This is a genomic window from Corynebacterium glaucum, from assembly GCF_030408855.1.
Classification (GTDB): Bacteria; Actinomycetota; Actinomycetes; order Mycobacteriales; family Mycobacteriaceae; genus Corynebacterium; species Corynebacterium glaucum.
Map to the genome: position 1 here is coordinate 1128825 of NZ_CP047358.1, position 24548 is coordinate 1153372.

Annotated in this window: 21 protein-coding genes and 1 tRNA gene; 17 read left to right on the plus strand and 5 right to left on the minus strand. The window is 64.6% G+C overall.

Annotated elements, in window-relative coordinates:
* Nucleotides 1-5: 5 nt before the first annotated feature.
* From CGLAUT_RS05525 to CGLAUT_RS05560, 8 genes are all read left to right on the plus strand, one after another.
* Nucleotides 6-1364 carry an alpha/beta hydrolase gene (locus CGLAUT_RS05525; RefSeq protein ID WP_290186819.1) on the plus strand — a complete coding sequence of 453 codons (1359 nt, stop codon included), beginning with the start codon at nt 6-8 and terminating at the stop codon, nt 1362-1364.
* Between the two features lie 68 nt (nt 1365-1432).
* The gene (locus CGLAUT_RS05530; RefSeq protein ID WP_290186821.1) at nt 1433-2563 is read left to right on the plus strand and encodes an alpha/beta hydrolase; all 1131 of its coding nucleotides are present in this window, start codon (nt 1433-1435) and stop codon (nt 2561-2563) included.
* 127 nt (nt 2564-2690) lie between these two features.
* A complete protein-coding gene (locus tag CGLAUT_RS05535) occupies nt 2691-3776 on the plus strand; it encodes an ABC transporter substrate-binding protein (protein WP_290186823.1) in 1086 nt (361 codons plus the stop codon).
* 11 nt (nt 3777-3787) lie between these two features.
* Nucleotides 3788-5407: an ABC transporter permease gene (locus CGLAUT_RS05540; protein WP_290186825.1), complete on the plus strand. Its 1620-nt coding sequence runs from the start codon at nt 3788-3790 to the stop codon at nt 5405-5407.
* Nucleotides 5408-6451, plus strand: coding sequence for an ABC transporter ATP-binding protein (locus tag CGLAUT_RS05545; protein ID WP_290186827.1), 1044 nt, complete (start codon nt 5408-5410; stop codon nt 6449-6451). It abuts the gene before it with no gap.
* A 76-nt stretch (nt 6452-6527) separates the two neighbouring features.
* A tRNA-Glu gene (locus CGLAUT_RS05550) sits at nt 6528-6600 on the plus strand.
* A gap of 49 nt (nt 6601-6649) precedes the next feature.
* Nucleotides 6650-7633, plus strand: a complete 984-nt coding sequence (locus tag CGLAUT_RS05555; protein ID WP_290186828.1) for a pyridoxal-phosphate dependent enzyme — start codon at nt 6650-6652, stop codon at nt 7631-7633.
* The gene (locus tag CGLAUT_RS05560; RefSeq protein ID WP_290186830.1) at nt 7624-10383 is read left to right on the plus strand and encodes an FAD/NAD(P)-binding protein; all 2760 of its coding nucleotides are present in this window, start codon (nt 7624-7626) and stop codon (nt 10381-10383) included. The genes CGLAUT_RS05555 and CGLAUT_RS05560 overlap by 10 nt, the downstream gene beginning before the upstream one ends.
* 18 nt (nt 10384-10401) lie before the next feature.
* On the opposite strand, the gene CGLAUT_RS05565 is transcribed toward CGLAUT_RS05560, so the two are convergent.
* Entirely contained in the window at nt 10402-11118 is a 717-nt protein-coding gene (locus CGLAUT_RS05565; protein WP_425551715.1) for an IclR family transcriptional regulator, read from the minus strand.
* Between the two features lie 23 nt (nt 11119-11141).
* On the opposite strand from CGLAUT_RS05565, the gene leuC reads away from it, so the two are divergent.
* Genes leuC through CGLAUT_RS05580 form a run of 3 tightly spaced genes read left to right on the plus strand, consistent with a single transcriptional unit; the run spans nt 11142 to nt 14222 of the window.
* A complete protein-coding gene (gene leuC, locus CGLAUT_RS05570; protein WP_290186834.1) occupies nt 11142-12572 on the plus strand; it encodes a 3-isopropylmalate dehydratase large subunit in 1431 nt (476 codons plus the stop codon).
* Nucleotides 12573-12582: 10 nt separating this feature from the next.
* Nucleotides 12583-13173, plus strand: a complete 591-nt coding sequence (leuD, locus tag CGLAUT_RS05575) for a 3-isopropylmalate dehydratase small subunit (RefSeq protein ID WP_290186836.1) — start codon at nt 12583-12585, stop codon at nt 13171-13173.
* Nucleotides 13174-13190: 17 nt separating this feature from the next.
* On the plus strand, nt 13191-14222 hold the full coding sequence (locus CGLAUT_RS05580) for a hypothetical protein (RefSeq protein WP_290186837.1): 1032 nt from the start codon (nt 13191-13193) through the stop codon (nt 14220-14222).
* Here CGLAUT_RS05580 and CGLAUT_RS05585 read toward each other — a convergent pair.
* From CGLAUT_RS05585 to CGLAUT_RS05595, 3 genes are read right to left on the minus strand one after another with little or no spacing between them, the layout of a single operon-like run.
* Nucleotides 14219-14677, minus strand: a complete 459-nt coding sequence (locus CGLAUT_RS05585; RefSeq protein ID WP_290186839.1) for a hypothetical protein — start codon at nt 14675-14677, stop codon at nt 14219-14221. The two genes, CGLAUT_RS05580 and CGLAUT_RS05585, sit on opposite strands and share 4 nt — an antisense overlap.
* A gap of 3 nt (nt 14678-14680) precedes the next feature.
* Entirely contained in the window at nt 14681-15118 is a 438-nt protein-coding gene (locus CGLAUT_RS05590) for a hypothetical protein (RefSeq protein ID WP_290186841.1), read from the minus strand.
* Between the two features lie 43 nt (nt 15119-15161).
* Nucleotides 15162-16166 (minus strand): NUDIX hydrolase, encoded by a 1005-nt coding sequence (locus tag CGLAUT_RS05595; RefSeq protein ID WP_290186843.1) that lies wholly within the window; start codon nt 16164-16166, stop codon nt 15162-15164.
* Between the two features lie 77 nt (nt 16167-16243).
* Between CGLAUT_RS05595 and CGLAUT_RS05600 the strand changes: the two genes are divergently transcribed.
* Both CGLAUT_RS05600 and CGLAUT_RS05605 read left to right on the plus strand, forming a co-directional pair.
* Nucleotides 16244-17242, plus strand: coding sequence for an NAD(P)H-dependent glycerol-3-phosphate dehydrogenase (locus tag CGLAUT_RS05600; RefSeq protein ID WP_290186844.1), 999 nt, complete (start codon nt 16244-16246; stop codon nt 17240-17242).
* Between the two features lie 19 nt (nt 17243-17261).
* On the plus strand, nt 17262-18326 hold the full coding sequence (locus tag CGLAUT_RS05605) for a D-alanine--D-alanine ligase family protein (protein WP_290186845.1): 1065 nt from the start codon (nt 17262-17264) through the stop codon (nt 18324-18326).
* Here CGLAUT_RS05605 and CGLAUT_RS05610 read toward each other — a convergent pair.
* Nucleotides 18298-19212 (minus strand): DUF3515 domain-containing protein, encoded by a 915-nt coding sequence (locus tag CGLAUT_RS05610; protein WP_290186846.1) that lies wholly within the window; start codon nt 19210-19212, stop codon nt 18298-18300. The genes CGLAUT_RS05605 and CGLAUT_RS05610 overlap by 29 nt on opposite strands.
* A gap of 35 nt (nt 19213-19247) precedes the next feature.
* Here CGLAUT_RS05610 and CGLAUT_RS05615 point away from each other — a divergent pair, with 35 nt between their 5' ends.
* Genes CGLAUT_RS05615 through CGLAUT_RS05630 form a run of 4 tightly spaced genes read left to right on the plus strand, consistent with a single transcriptional unit; the run spans nt 19248 to nt 24526 of the window.
* Complete coding sequence (locus tag CGLAUT_RS05615; protein ID WP_290186848.1) at nt 19248-20213, plus strand: thiamine-phosphate kinase; 966 nt, start codon at nt 19248-19250, stop codon at nt 20211-20213.
* Nucleotides 20210-20854, plus strand: a complete 645-nt coding sequence (locus tag CGLAUT_RS05620; protein WP_290186849.1) for a uracil-DNA glycosylase — start codon at nt 20210-20212, stop codon at nt 20852-20854. Before CGLAUT_RS05615 ends, CGLAUT_RS05620 begins: the two co-directional genes overlap by 4 nt.
* An 11-nt stretch (nt 20855-20865) precedes the next feature.
* Nucleotides 20866-22419 carry a DAK2 domain-containing protein gene (locus tag CGLAUT_RS05625; RefSeq protein ID WP_290186850.1) on the plus strand — a complete coding sequence of 518 codons (1554 nt, stop codon included), beginning with the start codon at nt 20866-20868 and terminating at the stop codon, nt 22417-22419.
* A 4-nt stretch (nt 22420-22423) separates the two neighbouring features.
* Nucleotides 22424-24526, plus strand: coding sequence for an ATP-dependent DNA helicase RecG (locus CGLAUT_RS05630; protein ID WP_290186852.1), 2103 nt, complete (start codon nt 22424-22426; stop codon nt 24524-24526).
* Nucleotides 24527-24548: the final 22 nt, after the last annotated feature.

The window sequence follows — 24548 nt, forward strand, 5'->3', positions numbered from 1 at the left end:
TTTGCATGTCGAAATTTCCCCGCGTCTTGGCAACGGCGATCTGCGCCGCCGCAGTGTCGTCCACCTTCGTCGCCCCGGTGACTGCCGGTGCCAGCAGCGGGAGTTCTGTCGCCGACACACTCTCCGCAGTGAACCCGCTGTCATCGCTGCTCACAGGCAACCCCACCGACACCGGCTCAAGCGTGTACGACGCCTCCAGCATCCCATTTGCAGGACTCAGCCTGTCGTCGAACTTTCCACTGTTTGCAGTCCCAGCCCTAATCCTCGCTACACTCGGCGGAGGTTTGCTGGGTTCGCAGATGTATCAGCGACTCGGCAGCTCCAACGCGTCGCTCAGCTCTGGCTGGACAGATGCGGCAGACACGTTCCCGGACGAAGACGCGCAGCCGGCCGAGTTCCGCAGGATCTCGCACGTTGAGAACGACATCTACGAGGTCGTCGTGTGGTCGCACGCCATGGGCCGTGAGGTGAAAAACGAGATCATCCTGCCCGGTGGGCCCGACAACACCGAACCCCGCCCCACCTTCTACCTCATGATGGGCGCAGATGGCGCTGCTGGCGGATGGTCCTGGCGCAACTCCTCCAACTACCAAGAATTCTTCGCCGACAAGCTCGTCAACGTAGTCACCCCCATCGGCTCCGTCTCGTCCATGCAGGCGGATTGGTACATCGACGACCCGGCAACCGGTACGAACAAATGGTTGACGTACTTGACCAAGGAGCTCCCTCCGCTTATCGACGAAATGTTCTCGGGCACCGGACGCGATGGCATCGCCGGAATCTCTATGTCCGGAGGACCTGCGATCTCTATCGCCTCCTATGACCCCGATCGTTTTGTCGCAGCAGCGTCCTACTCGGGGTGCCCTTCGACAACGGGTGTGGTTGGCGGGCTCTACACCTCCTCGGCGGTGAAGATGAACGGCGGTGACCCGGTGAGGATGTGGGGCTACCCCGGCGACGAGGCGTGGGCTGCCCACTCGCCAGTCCTACACCTCGACGCGCTGCGTGATACCGAATTGTTCATCGCCGCTGCCCAGGGAGTCCCCGGTGAAATCGACGGAATCAAGCATTCTTCGGAACGCCTTGGCCCGCCGGCGATGATCGAGGCCGCGTCGTACGCGTGCTCGAAATACTTCGTGGATACCGCGCGTGCTGCCGGCCTGGACGTGAGCTGGTACCCGCTTGTCGAAGGCACGCACAGCTGGGGGCTGTTTGAGGACTCCATGCGCGAAAGCTGGCGCCGCCTCGGCCCAGCGATGAACGTGAAGCCCTATCACCGCGCAACTCCGATCACGTCCGAGCCGCCAACATCTGAGGCCCCGCAGCCGCTGGATCGCGAAAACAGCAGCGCAAGCAGCCGCTAATCTGCATGCCACCCGGTAGCATTTGCGCCAAGAATTCACGTTTCGGGGGAAAGTTTGAGAGGAAGAGCATGCTTAACCGCCGCATCGCCGGAGCAGTATTCGCTACATCGCTGACGCTCGGTGCTGCCACTGCACCATCGGCCACTGCAGAGCCCGATGTTCCGGGCCCGCTTAACGACGGGCGGAGTAGCTTGAGCAGCTCGCCGATCGCAGCCGGGCCAGCGATGGTGATGGGCAGCCTGATGGGCGGTGTGTTGGGCAAGGCGCTGTTCGGGGGATCGTCGATAAGCAACAATGCCCAACCGGTGACTCCCAATACTGACGGGCCGATCGGTGAGCTGCGCGGCGTTGAGCAGATCTCGACAACGGTGTGGCGGGTGACCGTGTACTCGCCGTCGATGGACAAAGAGATTGTCAATGAGGTGATTGCTCCGGTCGGTGGCCCGGACAACCTGACGCCGCGGCCGACGTACTACATGCTCGGTGGCGCGGGCGGCACGCCGTGGACCGATTACGACGGGACGGTGGAGTTCTTTGCAGATAAGAACGTGAACGTCGTCTCGCCGCGGGGCACGCGCGGCACCATGGTCACCGACTGGAATGTGCCGCACGATGAGTTCGGCACGCTGAAGTGGGCGACGTATCTGTCTCACGAGCTGCCGCCGGTGATCGACGAGGTGTTCCACGGAACCGGGCGCGACGCGATCGCCGGCGCCTCAGCACATGGCGGGCCGGCGCTGATGATCGCGACGATGTCGGACCGGTTCGTTGCAGCAGGCACGTATTCGTCGTGCCCGTCGACATCCGGGTTGGTGGGGAAGCCCTTCGCGCGACTCGGCGTGCGGTTCTACAACGGCGATCCCTCCAAGATGTGGGGCGGCCCTTTCAGCTCCGGATGGGAAGCGAACTCTGCGGTGAACAACCTTGACGCGCTGCGTGGAAAGCAGCTGTTCCTCACTGCGTCTCGCGGCATTCACTCGGAACACGACGACCGCATGACCGACTCTCCCGACTTCCTCCTCGTACCTGACGAGCAGGTGGCGTACGTATGCTCGCGACACTTCATGGCGCGCGCGGATGCCAAGGATGTCGACTACGACTGGTATGAGCTCACCGAAGGCACGCACAACATGGGCACGTTCAAGCGGCAGTTGCCGCTCACGTGGGAAACTGTCGGGCCGGCCCTCGGCGTGGAGTGACGACACCGCTAGCGTTGCGGATAAGCCCCGGATAAAGGGTCTTTACTTCGCGTGTTTTTGTTGCCCGGCGCGGGTGAACTCCCAGTGCTATGGTTGGCGCGATCTTAAGCGAAGCTAAGGAGACGCATTGTTTACCGCACGAAAGACCTCGCCCGTCATTGCCCTTCTGGGTGCCACCGCTATCGCCCTTGCCGGTTGCTCGGAACCGCCAGAAGAAACTCCCGAAACCACTGCGGCAGACAACGGCACCGCCACCTCCGCAGCTCGCGAAGGCGATAGAGCCGGTGCTGGCGAAGCTGCATCTTTGACCCTTTACACCTCCGAGCCGGAGGAAAAGGTCGATGAGATCATCAAGGCCTTCAACGAGGAGCACCCCGACATTGATGTTCAGGTCCACCGCGCGGGCACCGGCGAGCTGAAGGCTCGAATTGAGGCCGAGCGCAGCTCCGGCGCGGTCGAGGCGGACTTGATCTGGGCCGCCGACGCTCCGACGTTCGAGGAGTTCAAGTCGAACGACCTTCTGGCCAAGTTTGAGAATGTGGACTCCGACGATGTCCTTGAAGATGCGGTTGACCCGGATTCCTTTTACGTGGGAACCCGCCTCATCCCGACAGTAATCGCATATAACACCCAGGTCATCGACGAGGCAGATGCTCCGCAGTCGTGGACGGACCTCACGGACGAACGCTTCCTGGACAAGATCGTGCTGCCGGACCCGGCCGTGTCTGGTGCGGCCGCATACAACGCGACCGTGTGGATGAACGACTCTCAGCTCGGCGAGGAGTGGATCACCGCGCTCGGCGAGAACAACCCGATGATCGCCGCCTCAAACGGCCCGACCTCGCAGGAGATTGCGGGCGGCGGTCACCCGGTCGGCATCGTCGTGGATTACCTCGTGCGTGACTTGGCCGACAAGGGCTCTCCGATCAAGGAGGTCTACGCCTCCGAGGGATCGCCGTACATCACTGAGCCGATCGCGGTGTTCAAGGATTCCCAGAACCAGAAGGCTGCGGAGCTCTTCATCAACTTCATCCTGTCCCAGAAGGGCCAGGAGTTAGCGGTCGAGCAGAACTACCTCCCGGTGATCGACGGAGTCGGCACCCCGGGTGACGCGCCTGAGCTCAAGGACATCAAGCTGATGGAAGCTGACCTGAAGACGCTGACCGATGACCGGACCCGCTCGGTCGAGTTCTTCCAGAACGCGCTGCAGTAGGTAACGGGGCAGTGGCACGGGGCAAAGAAGGACTCACCTTCGGGCTCCGCTTGGCGCACCTTGGTGTCTGGCTTGTCGCAATCGGGGTGTTCGCTGCCCCGCTAGCGTTAGTCATTTCGCTCGCGCTGGGAGGCAACCAGTTCCCCGTGCTTATTGAGCAGGGGCTGGGAAGGGCGACCTGGAACTCGATTTACACCACGGTGCTGTCATCCGTCGGCGCCGTGATCATTGGCGGGACGGTCGCAATCCTGCTGGAGCGAACCGACGTGGGCGGTACAACTGGCCTGCGCCTCTTCCTCCTCTCTCCGTTGCTCGTTCCGCCGTTCGTCGGCGCCATCTCCTGGTTGCAACTTTTCGGACGGAACCAGGGGCTCAACGCGGTGTTCGACCGCCCGATCTGGGACCTCTACGGTGCCGACGGCATCGTCTTCCTGATGACGCTGCACTCTTACCCGGTCGTGTACGTCATCGTCTCTGCGGCGCTTCGTTCAATCCCATCCGATTTGGAGCTCGCCGCAAGGGTAGGAGGCGCATCCAGCGGCACCGCCCTTCGCACCGTCACCATCCCTCTCCTCGGGCCAGCGTTTCTCAGTGCGTTCACGTTGACCGCCGTGTCCAACCTGGCGGACTTCGGCATCCCTTCGATTCTCGGTTCGCCGGTGCGGTTCGAAACCTTGGCCACCATGGTGTACCGGATGATGGAATCCGGGACCGTCTCAAACCCGCTGCAGGTTGTCTCCACCGTCGGTGCTGTGCTCATGCTGCTCGGCGTCGCGGCGGTCGTTGCCGATTACGTTATCTCGCGGCACGAGACATCCACCGTGACCGGCGGTGGCACGATGAAGCTCGCCCTCGGTACTGCCAAACTCCCAGTCACCATCGTGACTTGGGTACTCGCACTCGCCATCACCGTCGGGCCGCTGCTCGGCTTAACCTACCGCGCACTCCTTCCCGCTCCTGGAGTGCCGTTTAATGCCGAAAACATCTCCTTCGACAACTTCTCGAAAACGTTGGGTAACCCCCGGGTAGTCGACGGGTTCACCAACTCCGTCATCCTCGCCGGCGGGGCCGCCCTGCTGTGCGGACTACTCGGATGGGCAATCGGCATCTTGGTCACCCGCACCCGCTCGCGGATGAACACGCCGCTTTCCCTGCTCACGCTGCTCCCTGCAGCGCTGCCAGGCCTGATCATCGGCGTCGGCTGGGTCATCTTCGGCCGCTACACCGGCATTTACAACACGCGCTGGGTGATTTTGCTCGCCTATGTCTGCGCATTCACCGCCATGGTGCTGCAGGCCGTGCGCGCGCCGCTGGCGAAGACCCCGGACGCGGTCGAGGAAGCAGCGCAGATCTCAGGCGCTGGCCGGCTGCGCGCGATCTGGGACACCAGTGGACGCATGGCTCTGCCTGCTGTGTTCTCCGGCGCCGTGCTAGTGGCTGTGACCGCAGTGCGCGAGCTCACTGTCTCCATTTTGCTCGTCGCACCTGGCACCACAACTATCGGCGTGCAACTGTTCAACCTGCAGCAATCCGGCAATTACAACCAGGCCTCCGCCCTCGCTTTGATGTTCGCGATCATCGGCATTGTCGCGCTGGCGCTGACGGTTCGGGGTCCCTCCAAGGAGTCTTAGATGAGCGATATCGCAATCGACAACCTCTCCGTCGTGTTCCCCGATGGCACCGTCGGCCTCGACGAAGTGAGCCTCACCGTCAACAGCGGCGAGTTCGTTGCCCTCGTCGGTCCATCGGGGTCCGGCAAGACGACGCTCTTGCGATCGGTAGCTGGTTTCATCGAGCCGTCGTCAGGCTCAATTGCCCTCGACGGCACCGACGTCTCCTTAACCCCGCCGGAGAAGCGCGACATGGGCATGGTGTTTCAGCAGCACGCAGTCTGGCCGCACATGAGCGTCGCGCAAAACGTGGCCTACCCGCTACAGCGCCGCGGGGTGGGGAAGCAGGAGCAGCGACAGCGAGTCGAGGCCACGCTCGAGCAGGTTGGCCTTGCGGGCTACGGCAAGCGCCGGCCGTCGACGCTTTCCGGCGGCCAGCGCCAGCGCGTCGCCCTCGCGCGTGCGATCGTCTCCACCCCGAAAGTCTTGCTTCTCGACGAAGCGTTGTCCGCCCTCGACGAGCCGTTGCGCGATTCGCTGCGCCGGGAGCTGGTGACCCTCACGCGCGAATCCGACCTCACCACCGTGCACGTCACGCACGACCGCAAGGAAGCCATCGCCATCGCCGACCGCATCGCACTCCTCCGCGACGGCCAACTTGAACAGTTCGACACCCCGCACACGATTGTCACCCGCCCAGCCACACCTTGGGTCGCATCGTTCATCGCGGATGCCACGCTTCTCGACGGTCGCGTGGAAGACGGCCAAGTGATCACGGAAGACCCAGCATTCGCTTGGGATCTCAGCGAAGTCGAAATGATCGGAGATCCGACATCGCAGGTCACCGTTGCAGTGTTGCCGGGGGCAGTGACCGTCGGGTCGGAGTTGGGCCCGCAGTCCCGGCGCGGCGAAATTACCTCTGTGCTCTTCGAGGTCACCGGCTACTCGGTCAATGTGCAGGTTGGCAGCGTGGTGTTCCGCGCCCGCACCTCGACCGCGATGCGACCTGAAGTGGGCCAAGCAGTGGCGGTTTCTATCGCCCGCCCGCTCGTCTACCCGATGTAGCGAAGTCGTCGCCAGCTGGGGATTTGTCGTTGGGCTGATCAATCTTTTATGATTACCAAGTCGCAAACGCGTACGCGCCCCGTTCGTCTAGCGGCCTAGGACGTCGCCCTCTCACGGCGGTAACACGGGTTCAAATCCCGTACGGGGTACAACTTGGAAATAATAGGTGCAGCCCAGCTTTGACATAAGCTGGGCTGCATGCCTTTAACTGAAAAGTCTCCCGCGTCACCCGATTACCTTCCAGGTGGGTTGCTCAGCGCCATCGGGAACACCCCGCTCGTGGATTTGTCCGCGGGCTTCGACCATTCCGCCACCGACGTCGTTGAGGTGTGGGGCAAGCTCGAATCCTTCAACCCCGGAGGCAGCGCCAAGGATCGCACTGCGCGCGCACTGGTCGCCGACGCAACCGAGAAGGGCATTCTCTACCCAGGCGCCATCGCCGTCGAGTCGAGCAGCGGCAACCTCGGTGTGGCTCTGGCCCGCGAGGCTGTCACGGGTGGGTGGGAGTTCCACTGTGTAGTGGACCAGCGCACCAACGGCGCCACCGTCGCCATGATCGAAGCGCTCGGCGCCACCTTGCACCCGGTCACCGAACCGGATCCGGAGACCGGCGACTGGCTCGCCGCGCGCCGCAAGAAGGTCGCCGAGCTCAAGGACGAACTGGGCGCGGTGAACTTGGACCAGTACTCCAACCGCGCGGCGTTCGACGCCCACGATTTCGGCACGATGGCTGAGATCGTCGACCAGCTCGGCCACGCCCCGGAAGTCCTCGTAGTTTCGGTGAGCACCACCGGCACCGTCGGCGGGTGCCTACGTCACATCCGCGAACACAACTACGACACTCAGGTCATCGCAGTCGATGCGGAGGGCTCAGTGCTTTTCGACGGCACCCGCGGCGAGCGCATCCTCCCGGGCTACGGCGCCGGGGTGGTGCCCGAACTCTCGAACGAAGTTGAACCGGACCGCGTGATCCGCGTCACCGCCAAAGACGCGGTCGCAGCCGCGCGCGGTTTGGCGCGCTCCACTGGATTTGTGCCGGGGGCTTCGGGCGGGGCGGTTGCTCATGCCGTCGATAAGCTTGCGCGCGAAGGCGCGCGCGAGATCGCCGCGATTTTCCACGACGACGGCCGCGCGTACCTCGATACCGTCTACAACGATGAGTGGGTGCAGCAATGCGTGTAGCGATTATCGGTGCTGGTCCGCGCGGGCTCTGGGCCGCTGAAGCACTCATGGAACGCGCGCGCCAACGCGGCGCCGCCATCGAGCTCGCGGTGTTCAACGACGGCCCCATCGACACGGCGTCCGGCAACGGCGCGTTCCAGGAATCCCTGCCTGACGAGTGGTTGCTCAACGTGCCCGCCCACGTCATCGAGACCCAGCTCGGCAGCTTCAACGATTGGCGCGGCGCCACCGACTCCTTCCCGCCGCGCAACACCGTGGGCAGGTTCCTCCAGGCCTCGTGGCGCGCGCTCGAACAGCACCTTCCGCCGCGCTGCTCGCTTGAATTCAGGTCAGAGCAGGTCACGGAGCTTTCGCTTGACGACGCCCACGTGCTCCTCGAAGGCGAGCCTTTCGAGGAAGTCCTGCTGGCCACCGGCCACGCGCAACACTGGCCCGGGTCGTTGGCAGGTGCAGAGATTGCCGGACTGCCCGTGATTGCGCCGGCGTACCCCGCGTCGCAGCTCGACTCGGTGGGGGAAGATGACATCGCTTTGGTCCGTGGCGCCGCGCTCACGTTCATCGACGTGACCCGCTACGCCAAAGCTAAGGTGTTCTTCCCGGTCACGCGCACGGGACGGTTCATGGAGGTCAAGGCATACCCGGATGATGCGGTGGCGCGCGAACTCGCTCCGGTGATTGCATCTGCATCCGAGCAGATCCTCGACAGCGGCAGCTTTGACGAACTGGTCGCTATTCTCGCGGACTGCGCCTCCCAGGTGCTCAGCATCGTGGGCGGCGAGGGCAGCGAGTCGGACATCAGCGCTGTGCTTGCCGGCGAGGACTTCTCCGGCGATCCGGTGGCAGAACTGCGCGCCTCTCTTGCCGCGGCAGAAGGTGAGCGGCCGTGGACCCCGGCACTTGCGGTGGCGCTCGCGTTCCGCGATACGTACCCGGCCATCGTTGAGCGCGTCTCCTTCGGTGGGCGTGAAACCCTTGGCGGGCAGCGTTTCGACGCGCTGACCCGCACCCTTGAGCGCGTCGCGTTCGGCCCGCCGCCGGCATCCGCCCGCGATCTGCTCGCGATGCTCGATGCTGGCCGGATCCGCACCGACGTTTTCAGCCGTGGCGACGAGGACTTGGCCGCCCTGGCCAAGGAGGTCGGCGCGACCGTGGTCATCGACTCGGTGACCGCGCCCGCAGGCGTCGTCGAAGGCACGCTGGTCGGCGATCTTGTCGAGCGCGGCATCGGCACCCGCTACGCCGACACAGATGCGCTGCACATCGAGCGCGATGGCACCCTGGTCGGCCAGACCCGCATCGCAGCGGCCGGCCGCATGAACGAGGGTCTCATCCTCGGCCACGACACACTGCGCCGCGACAAGCACGACGTGATCGAGCGCTGGGCGGATCGCGTCAGCGCGGCCGCGATGGACAACCCCGACCGAGTTCACGGCCTGCCCCCGCTCGTACCGCGCAGCTTCGACTGGTCGGAAGCGCTGCTCGCCGACCCGGAAGAAGCGCAGCGCCTCATCGATGCCTTCGGCAGCCCGGTGAACGTGCTCAACCCGGGTCCGATGGAGGCGAACATCGCCGAGCTCGTCGCCGCGGGCGAGAACATGGGCGTGGAGACGAAGATCTTCTACGCCCGCAAGGCGAATAAGGCCCTTGTCTTCGCAGACACCGTGCGCGATACGGACCACGGCGTTGACGTCGCCAGCGAGAACGAGCTGCGCCAGGTCCTCGAGCATGGCATGCCGGGCCACCGCATCATCTGCTCCGCCGCGATCAAGCCGGCCCCGATGCTGCAGCTCGCGATCGACAACGGCGTCGTCATCTCGGTGGACACCCGCGCAGAGTACGAACGCATCCGCGCCCTCGCCGAAGCAGCCGGCACGCAGGCCAAGGTCGCCCCGCGCCTCGCGCCGGATCCGGGCACCATGCCGCCGACGCGCTTCGGTGAACGCCTGCGGGATTGGGATCGGCATTTGCAAGAGCCGTCGACAAGCGTGCGTGTGGTTGGGGTACATGCCCACTTGCACGGATACGCTGCGGCCGACCGTTCGAGCGCACTGCGCGAGTGCATGGAGCTGATCGACCGGCTGCGCGACGCCGGGCACGCGCCAGAATTCATCGACATCGGCGGCGGCGTGCCCATGCGCTACCTGGAGCACGAGTCGCAGTGGCGTGACTATCAGGCGGCGATCGACGCGCAGCGCGAAGGTTACGCCGCGCCGTTCACCTGGAAATCCGACCCGCTGCGCAACACCTACCCCTACTGGCAAGAACCGACGCGCGGCGCGTGGCTCGAGCAGGTGCTCGGCGATAGCGTCGCGGAGGCCATGCAGGCACGCGGCTTGCGGTTGCATCTCGAGCCGGGCCGTTCGCTTCTCGACGGCTGCGGCGTCATCCTCGCCCAGGTGGCCTTTGTCAAGACACGCTCTGACGGGCTTCCACTCGTTGGGCTGGCGATGAACCGCACCCAGTGCCGCACCACGTCGGACGACTACCTCACCGATCCGATCTTGCTCAAACGCGGCGCAGATTCGGAGCCGATGGAGGCGTTCTTGGTCGGCGCGTACTGCATCGAGGACGAGGTGATTCTGCGGCGCAGAATCCGCTTCCCCCGCGGCGTGGCGGCGGGCGACATCATCGCGATCCCGAACGCGGCCGGCTACTTCATGCACATTCTGGAAAGCGCGTCGCACCAGATCCCGCTGGCGAAAAACGTCGTCTACCCGCCGGGCGAACTCGACGCGATCGACCAGCGCTAGTCCAGCGCTAATTCGGCGCTAAGCCAGTGCTGCGGACAGCTCCTCGGCGGCGGCCGTGAGCGCCTTGCCCACCTTCGCAGCGGGGCTCGGTCCGAGACGCTCCGCGGGGCCGGACACCGAGAGCACAGCGACGACGCGTCCGTCTGCGTCGAAGATCGGTGAAGAGGCGGAGGCGAGGCCGACCTCGCGTTCCGCGACGGATTCTGCGAGGCGGAATTTCTTCACGTCGGCGAGTTCTTCGGGGCGGAAGGGGGAGGCGTCGATAAGCGAAAATGCCCCGAAAACCCGAGCGGCGGAGCCTGCGGCGAGGGTGAGATGGGAGCCGACGGGGACGGTGTAGGTGAGGCCGGACTCGGGCTCTTCGGAGGCGATGCAGGTGCGGGTGTCGCCGGTGAGCTCGTAAAGCTGGACCGATTCGCCGGTAGTTTCGACGAGCTGGCGCATGATTGGGCCGGCAGCGGTGATGAGCCTCGGCGGAGTGCCGGAGGCAAAGTGGGCGAGTGCCGGGCCGATGGTCCACGCACCGTCGGCGGTGCGCGCGAGGATGTGGTGGACCTCGAGGGCCGTGGCGATGCGATGGGTGGTGGCGCGCGGCAAACCGGTATCCTGGCTGAGGCTGGCCAGCGACTTGTCGCCCCTGGCAACGGAACGCACGATGGCAACGGATCGGTCGAGGACCTTGATCCCGGAGTCTTCGCTATACTGTCTCACAGCATGGATACTATCATCTCGCATTCTGGAACCAAGGAGGAGTTGCGGTGGCTGATCAACCCTTAACGCTCGCGGAGAAGGTGTGGCGCGACCACGTCGTCACCAAAGGCGGGAACGGCGAGCCGGATCTGATCTACATCGACTTCCAGCTCCTCCACGAGGTGACGTCGCCGCAGGCGTTCGACGGGCTGCGCATGGCAGGTCGCGCGATGCGCCACCCAGAGCTGCACTTGGCAACCGAAGACCACAACGTGCCCACTGTGCCCACCGCGGGCATAGTGGGCGGCAACCTGCTTGAGATCGCCGAGCCGACCTCGCGCACCCAGGTGGAAACCCTGCGCAAGAACTGCGAGGAGTTCGGCGTGCGCCTGCATCCAATGGGTGATGTGAAGCAGGGCATCGTGCACACCGTAGGCCCGCAGCTGGGCATCACCCAACCGGGTATGACCATCGTCTGCGGCGACAGCCACACCTCAACGCACGGCGCGTTCGGCTCGATCGCGTTCGGCATCGGCACCTCCGAGGTCGAGCACGTCATGGCGACGCAAACGCTGAGCCTCAAGCCGTTCAAGACTATGGCCATCGAGGTCTCCGGCGAACTGCAGCCGGGCGTGACTGCGAAGGACCTGATTCTGGCCATCATCGCCAAGATCGGCACCGGCGGCGGTCAGGGTTACGTTATCGAGTACCGCGGCGAGGCCATCGAGAAGCTCTCGATGGAAGCGCGCATGACCATCTGCAACATGTCCATCGAGGCGGGTGCGCGAGCCGGCATGGTCGCGCCGGACCAGAAGACCTTCGACTATGTGGAGGGCCGCGAGTACGCGCCGAAGGGTTCCGATTGGGACGACGCGGTGGCCTACTGGAAAACGCTGCCCACTGACGACGGAGCGCAGTTCGACGCAGTCGTGGAGATCGACGGCTCCGCGCTCACCCCATTTGTCACCTGGGGCACCAACCCCGGCCAGGGCCTGCCGCTCAGCGAAAACGTGCCGCACCCGGAGGACTTCACCGACGCCGCCGCCAAGCAAGCCGCGGAGAAGGCCATCGAGTACATGGACCTCACCCCGGGCACCCCGCTGCGCGACATCAAGATCGACACCGTGTTCCTCGGCTCCTGCACCAACGCCCGCATCGAGGACCTTCGTGCAGCCGCCGAGGTGGTCAAGGGCAAGCACATTGCCGACGGCACCCGGATGCTGGTTGTCCCATCCTCCACCATGGTGAAGCAGCAGGCGGAGGAAGAGGGCCTGGACAAGGTCTTCACCGAATTCGGTGCCGAGTGGCGCACTGCGGGTTGCTCCATGTGCCTCGGTATGAACCCGGACCAGCTGGCGCCGGGGGAGCGCTCGGCATCCACAAGCAACCGCAACTTTGAAGGCCGCCAGGGACCGGGTGGGCGCACACACTTGGTTTCCCCGCTGGTCGCCGCCGCGACCGCAATCACCGGCCACCTCGCAAGCCCCGCCGACCTGTAAAGGAGCAACCATGGAGAAGTTCACCACCCACACCGGTGTCGGCGTGCCGCTGACCCGCACGAACGTGGACACCGACCAGATCATCCCCGCGCGCTACCTGAAGCGCGTCTCCCGCACCGGCTTCGAGGACGGGCTGTTCTCCAATTGGCGCGAAACTGAACCCGGGTTCGTGCTGAACCAGGACGCTTTCAAAGACGGCACGGTGCTGTTTGCCGGCACCGACTTCGGCACCGGCTCCTCCCGCGAGCACGCCGTATGGGCGCTCATGGACTACGGCTTCCGCGCCGTGTTCAGCCCCCGCTTCGCAGACATCTTTCGCGGCAACTCCGGCAAGGCCGGCCTGCTAGCCGGGATCATGGACGAGGCCGACATTGAGTTGATCTGGAAGCTCCTCGAGCAGGAACCAGGCCAGGAAGTCACCGTCTCTCTCGAAGATCGCACCGTGCGAGTCGGGGAGAACCTCTTCCCCTTCGACATCGACAACTACACCCGTTGGCGGCTCATGGAAGGCCTCGACGATATCGGGCTGACGCTTCGCGACGAGGGTGCGATCACTGAGTTTGAGGCACAGCGACCGTCCTTCAAGCCAACGGTTTCTTAAGCGCTTAGCATTGCGGTATGGCCGATGATCCGCGCGCCGCGCGACTTCAGGAGCAGATGCAGCTCGAACGCGTCCGCCACCACCAAGCAATGAACCGTGCGCAAGCGGAGATTCAGCGGCTGCAAGCTGAGGTGCGGGACTACCGCATCCAGGCGAACAACGCGACGCGCGAGATGACCAACCTGCGGCGTGAACTACTTGAGCTGCGCAACCAACCAGCAAACCGCAATCCCCAACTGGAGCGCGAAGAACTCGAGTCGAAGCTCAAGACCGAGCGCATGGAAGCAGAAACCGCCCGCAACGAAGCGAGACGGCTTCGGGAAGCGACGCGCCTGCTTGAAAACGAACTTCTCCTGCTTGCCACGGACTCGAATGCCGCACGAGTCTCCGGGCAGGAAGCTTGCATCGCGGAGCCTGGTGCGGGCCGGTCAAACACGATCCACCGCGTCGGGATGATCGGTGGAGAGTCGGCACAAGCTCTCACTGGGGCTCCGGTCGCAGGGAAAGGCCCCTACCCGGTGCTCGCCCATGTGCTCAACGGTCAAGCGATCAGGCTACTCATAGACATGTCCCACGGAGTCGACGGTGTCACCGTGCCCGTGGATAGGTTTGCAAAGCTCAGCAAACTGGAGGAGCAGCGCGCTATCGATGAGCGGGTGCGAAAACAATCAGTTCGGGCGCTTGTGGCAGCACTCCAAGAGGCCACCGAGCGGCTTCGACGCTATGAAAACGCCGAGATCGCACAAACGGTCACCGAGGGAGTGCCGGAGGCAAACCCGTACGAGAAGAACCCAGACGGGTTCTACCGGATCGGCGCGGTCGGCACCGATGTCGAGGTGATCATCAGCGACACCGCGGAGATCCCCACGCTCGACACTGTCGAACACACCGGCAAAGGCGGGTTCGTGGACACCAACTACGGCATGACCATCGCGGGGATCGACGGTGGCATCCACCCGATCTACGGCGAGTTCAAGGACGGCTTCTTGTTCCGCGTAGTTATTGACCTCACCGAGGATTTTCGCCGCGACGGGCTACTCAGCGATTAACCGAGCTTCTGGTCGATCTGTTCAAGGACCTCCGGGGCGAACGCGCCGAGGAAATCGCGCGACGCGTTGACCACGCCCTCGATTCCGGAGCTGATATGTGCCTCGAACTGCTCGTCGGAGTAATCCCAGCTCCGTGGCAGTGAGTAATTCACGCCGAGGATGGCTCGGTTGTACTCCGGATCCTCCAGCGCGGTAGCACTGGGGTATGCGTTGAAGTTGTTGTAGCTCTCCACCCATAGCAGGAGGTCGTCAAAGCGGTCGAGACCCACGGAATCTATCGCCACGGTGCTCACGATCGCCAGCGCGGGATCAAACGAACGAATCTGCATGCCAATGCCGGAGAACCCGGTGGCCAGCGTCTTGCCGCCCTCGAGGATGTCGTAGCGCCATCCGTGCTTGTCAAAGAGTTCCTGCACGCGCGGGATGGAAATCGGTTTCAGTTCTGGGGTGCTCATGGGTTACGCCTCCAATTCGTCCACAATGTGCGGCAGGTGCCCACGCATTTGCTCAGCGACGTAGTGGATGCCGGAGAAGTAGAAGCTGAGCATCTGGCGCAACTGCTGATCGGTCACCCCGGCAGTGGTGAAAAACGGTGCCTCGATGAGTAGCACTGCGGTCTCGTCCTCGCGCACAATCGGGTGGAGCCGGATCAGCATCATCATCTGGTTCAGCGTGTTGGACTCATAACGCAGCGTTTCAATGTCGTTGTCAGTGCGCGCGGTGGCCAGCCAGCGGGTGGAAACCTTGAATCCGAAGTCCTCGATCTGGAAGAACACCACAAGGCCCGGAAACGCGGTGCGCGTCGTGCCGTCTTCGCCGCGGAAGTACATCAGGTCGAACTCATCTAACACCGTCTCGATGCGTTCTTGGTCGACTGGTGCGAAGGTTTGGGTCATCGTCGGTCCTTTCGTCGTCAAGCGAAAAAGCTCTCTTGCTCGGCTAGTGCACGGGCAGTGCAGTGGGGATGTAGTCCGCGCCGGTGAGTTGGCCCTCGCGGAAGTGCAGCACCCACACCGAGCCCTTTTTGGCGTTGATTTCGGTGTCGATCGGGAGGGTCCCCTGCGAGGAGAGCCAGGCGACCATGTGGGGGATGATTTCACCTTGCGCGCAGATCACGCTCACCCCGCCGAGGGCAACGATATCCATGAACGCCTGCTGGGCATCGACCATGTTCTCCAGCCAGGCGTGATCGCCAAAGCGGGCATCGACGGTGACATCCAAGTTCAGCTCGTCCGCAAGCGGGGCGACGGTGGCCTGGCAGCGGTCCGGCTCCGCTGAAAACACGCGCGTCGGCGCGAAGGGGGCGAGCATCGGCACGAGCATCTCGGACTGGCGCAGGCCCTTCTTGTCCAGCGGGCGTAGGTTATCGTCGCCGGTCCACTTCTCGCGGTCGTGGGCGCGGGCGTGGCGCACGTACAGCACCCGCGCGTCCGCCGGAGTGTGGAAGCGTTTTTGTGCCTTCGCCAGCACCTCGCGGTCCAGGTCGTAGCTGAGCAGCCCTTTGGCCTCGTCGATAGGCAGCCAGCGGATCTCGTCGACCTCGTCGTTGGGTGTGAACTCCCCGCCGGTCACCTCACCCGTCCAGTAGTAGACCACCTTCGTGGTGTTCTTCACCGGATACACCGTCTTGCCAATCAGCTTGCCCAGGCGGACCTTGTACCCGGTCTCTTCTGCAATTTCGCGCACAGCAGCCACCACGAGCGACTCGCCCGGATCGAGCTTGCCCTTGGCCAGCGACCAGTCGTCGTAATGCGGGCGGTGGATCACCGCCACCTCCAGCGACTCCGGAGCGCTTAAGTCACCGCGCCACAACACCGCTCCCGCGGCAAGGGTGGTGCGGGGGAACTCATTTTGCGGCTTGACGGGCACTTCCTGGTGCCGGCCGGTGATGAACATCTCGCCGGACGTGTCTTTGTCTTGCTCGTGGAGCTCGGAAGTAGCCATGGGATCTATTGTGTCGTAGAGCTTCGCCCACTGCATCCTCCCACGCGCCAGCAGTAGTCAGGTGTTAGCGTTGTCGCATGGTTAACGTGGCAGTCATGGGTGCCGGATCATGGGGTACCACCTTGGCAAAGGTCTTCGCCGACGGCGGCAACGCAGTGCAATTGTGGGCACGCCGTCAAGAGTTGGCGGACATCATGGCCACCACGCGGGAGAACCCTGATTACCTGGCAGGCATTGAGCTGCCGGAGGCGATCACCCCGACTTCGGACGCCCACCAAGCGCTAACACCAGCAGACATCGCGATCTTCGCTGTGCCCAGCCAGACCATGCGTGAGAACCTCACCGACTGGACGCCGCTGCTGCGTTCAGACACCACGCTGCTGTCCATTTCCAAAGGCATCGAGACCGGTACTCACATGCGCATGAGCGAGATCATCGCCGAGGTGACCGGTGCCGACCCCAGCCGCATTGCGGTGCTCTCCGGGCCGAACCTAGCGCGCGAGATCGCCGAAGAGCAACCGGCAGCAACGGTCATCGCCTGCGAGGATGAGAACCGCGCAAAGCTGGTCCAAGCCGCCTGCGCGACGAACTACCTGCGGCCGTACACCAACACCGATGTCATCGGCTGCGAGATCGGCGGCGCCACCAAGAACGTCATTGCGCTCGCCTGCGGCATGGCGGCTGGCCAGGGCCTGGGAGAGAACACCCTCGCCACTCTGATCACCCGCGGCCTCGCCGAAATCACCCGCCTTGGCCTCTCGCTCGGCGCCGACGCCCGCACGTTCGCGGGCCTCGCCGGGATGGGTGACTTGGTGGCTACCTGCTCCTCGCCACTCTCGCGCAACCGCACGTTCGGCGCGGCACTCGGCGCGGGCGCCACGATGGAAGAAGCCAAAGCTTCGACGAAGGGCCAGGTCGCCGAGGGGGTAACGTCCTCGCGCAGCATCTTCCAGCTCGCCGAATCGCAGGGCGTCGACATGCCAATCACCGCAGCCGTGCACGCGGTATGCCACGGAGATTTCAAGGTCAGCGACACCGTCGCCGCGCTCATGGGCCGCTCCAAGAAGGCTGAGTAGCCCCGGGTACGCTCGACGTGTGATTCGCATTGCCGTGATTTACGGTGGCCAGTCCACCGAACATTCGATTTCCTGCATCTCCGCCGGCGCCATCATCGCCGAGCTCCCCAAAGACACCTACGAGGTCTACCCAGTCGGCATCACCCGCGACGGTACCTGGGTCGAAGGCTCACTCGACCCGGTTGGGGGAGCAGCATTGCCCGAGGTCGCCCCAGGCAGGGCCATTTGCTTATCGACGGCACCTTCAACCCGCGGTACCTTCACCGATGCCGCAACCGGCGAGGCGGTGGCCGAAGTGGACGTGATCTTCCCCGTGCTGCACGGAAAGTACGGTGAAGACGGCACGATCCAAGGCATGTTCGAGCTTTCCGGGATCCCGTACGTCGGCCCCGGCGTGCTGGCCTCCGCATGCGGAATGGACAAGGAGTACACGAAGAAGCTCGTCGCCGCGGAGGGCATCCCGGTGGCCCGCAGTGTCATTGTGCGCGAGCGTGGTGCGACAGTCAGCGAGGCGGACAAGCAGCGCCTCGGACTGCCGGCATTTGTGAAGCCAGCCAACGGTGGCTCCTCCATCGGCGTCTCCAAGGTCGAGCGCTGGGAGGACTTGGACGCCGCACTCGAACTCGCCTTCGAGCAGGACGGGAAGGTACTTGTCGAAGGCGCGCTGATCGGCGACGAAGTCGAACTCGGCGTCCTCGAGCACCCAGACGGCAGGCTCGAAGCATCGTTGCCAGCAAAACTCAACGGCACCGAGGATTCAGACGAGGGCTTCTACGGCTTCGAAACGAAGTACCTGGACGACCACGTCACCGCCACCATCCCCGCGCCCTACGACGCCGCAACGGTGGCCACCCTGCAATCCATGGCCATCACCGCGTTTCAGGCGCTGAACTGCAAGTCGCTGGCGCGCGTGGACTTCTTCATGACGGATGCCGGGCCCGTGCTCAACGAGATCAACACCATGCCAGGCTTCACCCCGATCTCGATGTATCCTCAGGTCTGGTTCGCCAGCGGCATCTCCTACGGAGAGTTGCTTAACGTGCTGGTCACTGCCGCTATTGCGCGGGCACAGCCTCAGCGATGAAGTCGGAGAGGTTGGTGATGATCTCGTTCGACCCGGTAATCGGGAACGTCGCCGCCACATCCGCAGCTCGCCCCAGGGCGTAGTACACGGTCGTTGCATCCGCCTCGTCCTGGAACCAGGGGATCTCGTTGACCTGGGTCAGCGCGGCACCTGCGTCGTAGCCGGGTGGCAGTGCCACGCCGCAGCGCAGCACGACAGGTTCGAAGCCGGGCTTGATCCACACCAAGGTGTCCTCACGGTCCACGTGGACATTGACAAAGCCGTCCGCGATCTCGTTAGGCGCTGCCTGCTCCAGGTCCCCGCACGCGGCGGTGTCGCCTTCGGCAAGCGTGGAGGTAGGCGCTGGAGTCGGCTGCGCGTCGCTCTGCGGCAGCGAAGCTGCGTCGATCTCCTCCACCGGCGGTTCGTCGACGAGCTCGGTGTCCGCGGTGACGGCCAGAACAGGGGAGCGGTCGACGCTGAACCAGGTCGCCATCGTGGACGCCGGGTCGTTCACCTGCAGCCATTTCACCCCGTCGAGCTCCGTGATCATGAATTCCTCGGCGTACTCGTTGTACTGCAACGGCAGGTCGACGCCACAGCGCAGGGTGACGCGCTCGGTCGAAGACTTCTGCCACGCTGCGCTTCCGGATGGAGCCGGCTCCGCCAGCTCTGCTCGGGGATAGGTGGCGATCTTGGACGGGAGGCCGTCGATAAGCTGAGTGCACTCCGGCGAATCAGCCATGGGTGCGGGAACTGGCGCCATGGCTACCGGCTGCAGCGCGACTTGGTTGAAGAAGTACCGCGAGCCGAACAGGACGCCCGCGACCAACGCGACGGCGAGCCCCAGGATGATGTAGATGGGTGTCCGGTTAATCTTGTACGTGTCCTGCGCTGTGGAGCTCATGGCGGCTCAGTCTATTTGAAAGGCCCTGTCAGATCGTGATTCACACCGGATTCCCGGAAACCGGGCCGACCTTGGGGGAGGTGGGGGAAGCCGGCGTGATCCAGGCGATCTTTTCCGCCGCGCCCTCCACCATTAACGGCGACGATGCCGCGGTGCTGACACCGTCCACGCCGAACTCGCGAGTGGTGGCCAGCACGGACATGCTGGTGGACGGCCGCCACTTCAGCGCCGACTACACCACGCCGTTTCTCGTCGGGCGCAAGGCGGTCGTGCAGAACTACGCCGACATCGAGGCGATGGGGGCGCGTCCGCTAGCTGCGTTGCTCGCCATCTCCGCGCCGCCCGAAACCCCGGTTGCCGTGGTGGAGGAGCTCGCGCGCGGCCTCGGCTCGATGACCCAGGAGTGGGCCTCCGAGCTGGTTGGCGGCGACGTGACCTCGGGCGAGAAACTGGTGATCTCGGTGACCGCGATCGGTTCGCTCGGCGGCAACCTCGACGCGCTGCGCCTGGACCGCGCGCGGCCGGGACAGCGCGTGGTGGCGCACGGCCACCTGGGATACTCCGCAGCAGGGCTCGCACTGCTGCAATCGGGCGTGCGCATTCCGGCCTCACTTGAACCGTTGGTGCAAGCCCACCAAGTACCGGAGATCATCCCGGGCCGAGGCGTGGTGGCGCGCTCCGCGGGAGCGACCGCCATGACCGACAACTCGGACGGCCTAATCTGCGATCTGTCCACAATGGCGCGAATGTCCGGCATCGGCATTGATCTGTCCTCCGTGGCCATCAAACCGGACCGGCTGTTGGAAGACGCGGGGCTGCTTCTGGGCATCGACCCCTGGAAGTGGGTGCTCACCGGCGGGGAGGACCATGCGCTCATCGGCACCTGCGATGGCTCGGCGCCGGTCGGTTTCCGCTCCATCGGCACAGTGATCCGCCAGCAGGGCGTGCGGGTTGACGGCAAGGAGCCGGCCTACACCGGCGGATGGGAGAGCTTCGCATGAGTCTGCCGGTGCACGAATCCTGGATGGGCGCGCTCGGGCCCGTCGAAAAGCAAATCCACGACATGGGTGACTTCCTGCGAGCGCAAGACGCGTACCTTCCGCGGGGCAACGACATCCTGCGCGCGTTCCAGCAACCCTTCGACGAGGTGCGCGTGCTCATCGTGGGCCAAGACCCGTACCCCACGCCGGGGCACCCCATGGGGCTGGCGTTTTCGACGCAGCCAGGGGTCGCGCCGCCGCGCTCGTTGGTCAATATTTACAAAGAGCTTCACGACGACCTGGGCATCCCGCCCCGGCAAGACGGCGACCTGTCGGCTTGGTCGAACCAAGGGATTCTGCTGCTGAACCGCGTGCTTACGGTGCGTCCCGGCACACCGGGTTCACACCGCGGCAAAGGATGGGAGGCCGTGACCGAGGCCGCGATCCGGGCGCTCGCGGAACGGGAGGCACCGCTGGTGGCAATCCTGTGGGGCCGCGACGCGCAGACCGCCAAGGCGTTCTTGGGGAAGACTCCGGTGATCACCTCGCCGCACCCCTCGCCGCTGTCGGCATCGAGGGGGTTCTTCGGCTCGCGTCCGTTCTCGCAGGCGAATGAGGCGCTGATCGCCCAAGGGGCAGAAGCTGTGGACTGGTCGTTGTAAACTACACCCTCATGGCCACACCTTCCGCTTTCGATGGTGCGCAGCTCATGGCGTGGGCGCGTCGCGCAGCTGGCGAGCTGAACCGTCGGCGGATGGAAATCAACAAGCTCAACGTCTTTCCGGTTCCGGATGCGGACACTGGATCGAACATGGCGCACACTATGGCAGCAGCTGTGGAAGAGGCGGAGCAGCTTGGCACCGACGCGGATGTGCGACAGGTGGCAGAGGCCCTTGCCGTCGGAGCTGTCAAAGGTGCCCGCGGCAACTCCGGCGTCGTGTTGTCGCAGGTCATGCGCGGTATTGCTCAAACCGTTTCTGAGGACACCCCCGGCGGCGCGGTGATTGCGGATTCGCTCGCCGCGGCCGTGACCTTCGTCGACCGCGCGATCGCGGACCCCGTCGAGGGCACCGTCATCACAGTGCTGCGCGCTGCCTCAGTCGCAGCCGCTGAGGCCGTGACTTCTGCGGCCGATCCGACCAACCCAGGTATCGATGAGGTCGCCCAGGCCGTCACCGAAGCCGCCCGCGTGGCGCTGGCCAGCACCCCCTCCCAGCTCGAGGTGCTGCGCGAGGCAGGGGTGGTCGACGCCGGCGGCACCGGCCTCGTGGTCTTGCTCGAGGCATTGCTTGACGACGCCACCGTGCAACCCACCGAACCCATCGACCTCGAACCGGACGCCCCGGTTGCCCACGGCACCACCGGCAACCTCGAAGTGATGTTCATGTTCGCCGGCGACGTCGACGTTTTGGAGCGCGAGCTCAGCGGGATGGGGGACAGCCTGGTTATCGCGCGCCTCGATGGCTCCGCGAAGGTCCACATCCACTCCCACGACGCTGGCGCGGTGATCGAGCGTGCCTACGCCCTCGGCGAGGTCAGCGAACTGCGGCTGGAGATCCTGCCCGCAGATCCCACCACCCACGCTCCCGAGCGCGTCATCGTGGCCGTCACGCCTCCCGGTGCGCTGACCAGGCTCTACGAACTTGCCGGCGCGGTCGCGGTACAGCCAGGCGAGGACGTTGTCGCGCGGATCCTCGCCACTATCCGCCGCTCCGAGGCCAGCGAGGTCATCCTTTTACCGAACGGGTTGCTGAACCGCCGCAACCTCGCGGCCGTCGAGAAGGCAGCGCGCGCCTTCGAGCAGACCGTGACGCTGCTGCCCACCGTGCGCCTCGTCTCCGGCATCGCGGCGCTGACGGTTCACGACCCATCCCAGCCGCTCGCTACCGCCGCATTCACCATGTCCGAGGCTGCCGGCGAGATGCGCACCGCCGTCGCCCACCGCGCTCCCCGCGCTGGTCTGATTCAGGGCGGGCCGGTGGCAAAAGGCGACGTTGTAGTCACTTCCCACGGCGAGACCGTGCTCATCGCGGACGACCCGATCACTGCCGTCGAGCGCACTTGCTCGCGCCTCCTCGCCCACGGCGGCGAGCAAGTAGCCATTTTCTTCGACCCGGAGGAATTCGACCGTGCCGAGCTTGACGCACTCGAAGACACCCTTGGGGTGGCGATCATGTCCTACCCAGCAGACAACCTGGGCGCGATCGCGGAGATCGGGGTGGAGTAGGCCAATGCTCGGGTTCGATGACACGCGCCCGCTCAACCTCGTGGTGCCGCTGAAGCAGGCCAGGGCGATCTCGAAACACCTGGAGATCGAGACCTGCGGCGAACTCCTGCGCTACTACCCACGCCGCTACCTGCACTACGGCACCGGCGAAGACCTCACCGGGCTCAAAGACGGCGACACCGTCACCGTCATGGGCACCGTCACCGGCTCGCGCAGCATCCCAAACCGGAAGCAACCAAAACGACCCATCTACAAGGTCGACATCTTCGACGGCCGCACCACCTTCACCGCCACCTTTTTCGGCTCCGCGTACGCGTCGCGCGTGCTCAAAGAGGGTCGCCGCGCCATGTTCACCGGTAAGGTCTCGTGGTTCAACGGTGCGGCCCAGCTCCAGCACCCGGACTTTGTGCTTGTCGACGGCCCCACCGACGCGACCGGCTCGCTCCGCCAACTCTCACACTTCGGCGACCTGGAGGAAATTCTTTCCGGACGCGAATGGCTGCCCATCTATCCCGCCACCAAAATGGTGAGCACCTGGACCATCATGGGCGCCGTGCACGCGGTGTTGAAGTCACTGCCGCAAATCGAAGAACCACTCGGATTCACACCGATCGGCTTCCTTCCGCTCAACGCCGCAGTGCGCCAAATCCACGAACCCGGCCCGAAGGGCCCGGAGGCCGCACTTGAGCGCCTGAAGTACGACGAGGCGCTCTCGGTCGCGCTCGCCATGGGGGTCCGCCGCGCGGACGCCGCGCACCACAGCGCCCCGGCGCTGCGACGGGTTGAGGGACGCGACCAGGACACCCTCCTGCGCCACCTGCCGTTCCCGCTGACCAAAGGCCAGAACGAGGTGCTCACAGAAATCAGCGCCGACATGAGTTCCACGCAGCCGATGAGCCGGTTGCTCCAGGGCGAGGTCGGCTCCGGGAAGACGATTGTTGCGCTGCTCGCCATGCTGCAAGCGGTGGACAACGGCGCGCAGTGCGCCTTCCTCGCGCCTACCGAGGTGTTGGTGATGCAGCACGCGCGCTCGCTGACCAACACGCTCTTGCGCGCCGGTGTGCCGGTGCGTGTGGTGGCTCTGACCGGGTCCATGGGGGCCGTCGCAAAGCAAGAAGCCCTGTTGAAGATTGTCTCGGGTGAGGCGGACATTGTGGTGGGTACCCATGCCCTGATTCAGGAAGGAGTGGAGTTCTTCCGTCTCGGCATGGTGGTGGTCGACGAGCAGCACCGGTTCGGCGTGGAGCAGCGCGACCAGCTTCGCGCGAAAGCGGGGGAGACCACGCCGCACCTGCTGGTGATGACGGCGACGCCGATCCCGCGCACCATCGCGATCACCGTCTTCGGCGATCTTTCCGTATCCACTCTGAAAGAGCTGCCGGGAGGCCGCAAGCCCATCCAGTCTTCGGTCGTGCCGGAGTTCAAGCCGAAGTGGGTGGCGCGCGCTTGGGAGAAGATCCGCGAAGAGGTCGGCGCTGGTCATCAGGTCTACATCGTGTGCCCGCGCATCGACGGCGACGGGGGAGTCACTGATACCGCAGCCGCCCTGGCGCAGGGCGAGCTCCAAGGCCTTGAGATCGCCGTCCTCCACGGACGCATGAAGGGCGAGGAGAAAGACGAAGTGATGGGTGCTTTCGCCGCTGGCGCCGCCGACGTGCTCATCTCCACGACCGTCATCGAGGTCGGTGTCGACGTCCCGAACGCGACGGTGATGATGGTGCGCGAGTCCGAGCACTTCGGCATCTCCCAGCTGCACCAGCTGCGCGGGCGCGTCGGCCGCGGCGGCAACCAGTCGCTGTGCCTGTTCCACACCTTCGCCGAAGAGGGCACGCCCGCCTTCGAGCGCGTGAGCCAGGTCGCCGCCACACTCGACGGCTTTGCGCTGGCGGAACTCGACCTACTCAACCGCCGCGAAGGCGACGTGCTGGGCAAGGAGCAATCCGGCATTGGCCGCACGCTGCGCCTAGTCAACCTGGTCGACGATTACGCGATAGTGAAGCGCGCCTACGACGACGCGGCGAATATTGTTGCCAATAACCTCGAGTTCGCCCGCGCCGCGACGGCCAACTTCGCGCCGGAGGACTTCGAATACCTGGACAAGAGCTAGATAGGACTGGGACCGACATGTC

Excerpts from the sequence above, each read along its gene's own strand:
- CGLAUT_RS05525 (WP_290186819.1), top strand. The coding sequence starts at position 6 with ATGTCGAAATTTCCCCGCGTCTTGGCAACGGCGATCTGCGCCGCCGCA.
- CGLAUT_RS05530 (WP_290186821.1), top strand. The coding sequence starts at position 1,433 with ATGCTTAACCGCCGCATCGCCGGAGCAGTATTCGCTACATCGCTGACG.
- CGLAUT_RS05545 (WP_290186827.1), top strand. The coding sequence starts at position 5,408 with ATGAGCGATATCGCAATCGACAACCTCTCCGTCGTGTTCCCCGATGGC.
- CGLAUT_RS05555 (WP_290186828.1), top strand. The coding sequence starts at position 6,650 with ATGCCTTTAACTGAAAAGTCTCCCGCGTCACCCGATTACCTTCCAGGT.
- CGLAUT_RS05560 (WP_290186830.1), top strand. The coding sequence starts at position 7,624 with ATGCGTGTAGCGATTATCGGTGCTGGTCCGCGCGGGCTCTGGGCCGCT.
- CGLAUT_RS05565 (WP_425551715.1), bottom strand. The coding sequence starts at position 11,118 with ATGCGAGATGATAGTATCCATGCTGTGAGACAGTATAGCGAAGACTCC.
- leuD (WP_290186836.1), top strand. The coding sequence starts at position 12,583 with ATGGAGAAGTTCACCACCCACACCGGTGTCGGCGTGCCGCTGACCCGC.
- CGLAUT_RS05580 (WP_290186837.1), top strand. The coding sequence starts at position 13,191 with ATGGCCGATGATCCGCGCGCCGCGCGACTTCAGGAGCAGATGCAGCTC.
- CGLAUT_RS05585 (WP_290186839.1), bottom strand. The coding sequence starts at position 14,677 with ATGAGCACCCCAGAACTGAAACCGATTTCCATCCCGCGCGTGCAGGAA.
- CGLAUT_RS05590 (WP_290186841.1), bottom strand. The coding sequence starts at position 15,118 with ATGACCCAAACCTTCGCACCAGTCGACCAAGAACGCATCGAGACGGTG.
- CGLAUT_RS05595 (WP_290186843.1), bottom strand. The coding sequence starts at position 16,166 with ATGGCTACTTCCGAGCTCCACGAGCAAGACAAAGACACGTCCGGCGAG.
- CGLAUT_RS05600 (WP_290186844.1), top strand. The coding sequence starts at position 16,244 with ATGGTTAACGTGGCAGTCATGGGTGCCGGATCATGGGGTACCACCTTG.
- CGLAUT_RS05610 (WP_290186846.1), bottom strand. The coding sequence starts at position 19,212 with ATGAGCTCCACAGCGCAGGACACGTACAAGATTAACCGGACACCCATC.
- CGLAUT_RS05620 (WP_290186849.1), top strand. The coding sequence starts at position 20,210 with ATGAGTCTGCCGGTGCACGAATCCTGGATGGGCGCGCTCGGGCCCGTC.
- CGLAUT_RS05625 (WP_290186850.1), top strand. The coding sequence starts at position 20,866 with ATGGCCACACCTTCCGCTTTCGATGGTGCGCAGCTCATGGCGTGGGCG.
- CGLAUT_RS05630 (WP_290186852.1), top strand. The coding sequence starts at position 22,424 with ATGCTCGGGTTCGATGACACGCGCCCGCTCAACCTCGTGGTGCCGCTG.